Consider the following 2069-nt stretch of genomic DNA (forward strand, 5'->3'; position numbering starts at 1 on the left):
GAGCTCGGTCCCGGGGATCCTCTAGAGTCAGCCGGAGAACCAGCGCTTGCCCAGACGCTGCTGCGCCGGCACCGAGGCCACGTAGGAGTTCAACAGAGCGGACATCCGCCAGGTCTGGGACACGTGCCGGTCGAGGCTGTGCGACTTGTACTGCGTCAGCACCACGATCTGCCGAAGTCCCGAATTGATCAGGTTCGAGATCGCGAAGTCGATCAGCCGGTACTGGCCGCCGAAGGGCACCGCGGGTTTGGCTCTGTCCTCCGTCAGAGGCATGAGGCGCTTTCCCTCGCCGCCGGCGAGGATGATTCCGAAGACCTTCGGCGCTGCAGGCATGTCACCACACTAGGCCCCCGTTCGACCGTGTACTAGCGTTCGTGACATGCGCGTCGACATCGTCACCAAGGAGTACCCACCCGAGATCTACGGCGGCGCCGGCGTCCACGTCACCGAACTCGTCGCTGCCCTGCGACGGAGCATCGACGTGCAGGTGCGTGCGTTCGGCGGCGACCGCGAGGAGGCCGACACGACGTCCTACGGCGTGCCGGTCGAGCTCGCCGGCGCCAACCCCGCGCTGCAGACGCTCGGCACGGACCTGGAGATCGTCGGCGATGTCGCGGGAGCCGATGTGGTGCACTCGCACACGTGGTACGCGAACTTCGCGGGGCACCTCGCCTCGCTGTTGCACGGCATCCCGCACGTGGTCACAGCCCACTCACTCGAGCCGCTGCGACCGTGGAAGGCGGAGCAGCTCGGAGGCGGGTATGCCGTGTCGAGCTACATCGAGAAGACCGCGTACGAGAACGCCGCCGCCGTGATCGCGGTCAGCGACGGAATGCGCCGCGACATCCTGCGCAGCTATCCCTCGCTCGATCCCGCGAAAGTGCGCGTGATCTACAACGGGATCGACGTGGAGGCGTGGCATCCGCGGGAGGACCATACGCTTCTCCAGCGCTACGGCATCGATCCGAATCGTCCGTCGGTGGTGTTCGTCGGTCGTATCACCCGGCAGAAGGGTCTTCCCTTTTTCCTGCGGGCCGCCGCTGAGCTGCCCGCAGACGTGCAGATCGTCCTCTGCGCCGGCGCTCCGGACACGCCGCAGATCATGGCCGAGGTCGAAGGTCTCGTCCGCGACCTCCAGGCGCGCCGGGACGGCGTGGTGTGGATCGACGAGTTCCTGCAGCGCGACCAGCTCTGCGCGATCCTGACCTCTGCCACCACCTTCGTGTGCCCGAGCGTCTACGAGCCGCTCGGCATCGTGAACCTCGAGGCCATGGCGTGCGGTGCCGCCGTCGTGGGCACCGCGACCGGCGGCATCCCCGAGGTCGTCGTCGACGGGGTCACCGGGCGGTTGGTTCCGATCGAGCAGGTGCAGGACGGGACCGGGACGCCCGTCGACCCCGACCGCTTCGTCGCCGATCTCGCGGCCGTGCTCACCGAAGTGGTGTCCGACACCGAGAGAGCGCGCGCGTACGGCGCGGCCGGCCGGGAACGCGCCGCCACGGCCTTCAGCTGGCAGGCGATCGCCGACGCCACGGAGGCTCTCTACCGTGAGGTCGCCGAGCGCGCGGACTGAGTGCGCGGACTGCGTGCGCGTCCGGCGCGTACCGCCGGGATGGGCGGGATGCCCCCGATAGGCTGGGCGCATGCCTCAGGTGCTCGAATTCGTCGATGTCGTCGTCCGCCGCAATGCTCGCAACATCATCGATCGCATCGACTGGCACGTCGCCGACGATGAGCGCTGGGTGGTCCTCGGACCCAACGGTGCCGGCAAGACCACCATCCTGCAGCTCGCGGCGACGCTGATCCACCCGACATCGGGTGAGGTCACGATCCTGGACGAGCGTCTCGGACGCACCGACGTGTTCGATCTGCGGCCGCGCATCGGGTTCGCGTCGTCGGCGATGGCCCGCCGGGTTCCGCCGGAGGAGACGGTGCTCGACGTCGTCCTGACCGCCGCATTTCTCGTGCTGGGGCGCTGGAACGAGACCTACGAGACGATCGACGAGCGGCGTGCGCGCCGGGTGCTGGCCGAGTGGAAGTTGGACATCTCGCCGAGCGCACGTTCGGGA

Annotated in this window: 1 protein-coding gene and 2 pseudogenes; 2 read left to right on the plus strand and 1 reads right to left on the minus strand. The window is 68.3% G+C overall.

Annotation, left to right across the window (positions count from 1 at the left end; translation table 11 throughout):
- Positions 1 to 30 precede the first annotated feature (30 nt).
- A pseudogene (locus I5I_RS12420) lies at positions 31 to 333 on the minus strand (sugar phosphate nucleotidyltransferase); the annotation flags it as partial.
- A 46-nt stretch (positions 334 to 379) separates the two neighbouring features.
- Between I5I_RS12420 and glgA the strand changes: the two are divergent.
- Positions 380 to 1573 (plus strand): glycogen synthase, encoded by a 1194-nt coding sequence (glgA, locus tag I5I_RS12425; protein ID WP_036320126.1) that lies wholly within the window; start codon positions 380 to 382, stop codon positions 1571 to 1573.
- A gap of 70 nt (positions 1574 to 1643) precedes the next feature.
- Positions 1644 to 2069, plus strand: a pseudogene (locus I5I_RS12430) (ATP-binding cassette domain-containing protein); the annotation flags it as partial.

It is taken from the genome of Microbacterium sp. B24, assembly GCF_000333415.1.
Classification (GTDB): Bacteria; Actinomycetota; Actinomycetes; order Actinomycetales; family Microbacteriaceae; genus Microbacterium.

Bases quoted from the DNA above. Each gene is read 5' to 3' on its own strand.
- glgA (WP_036320126.1), top strand. From the start codon at position 380: ATGCGCGTCGACATCGTCACCAAGGAGTACCCACCCGAGATCTACGGC.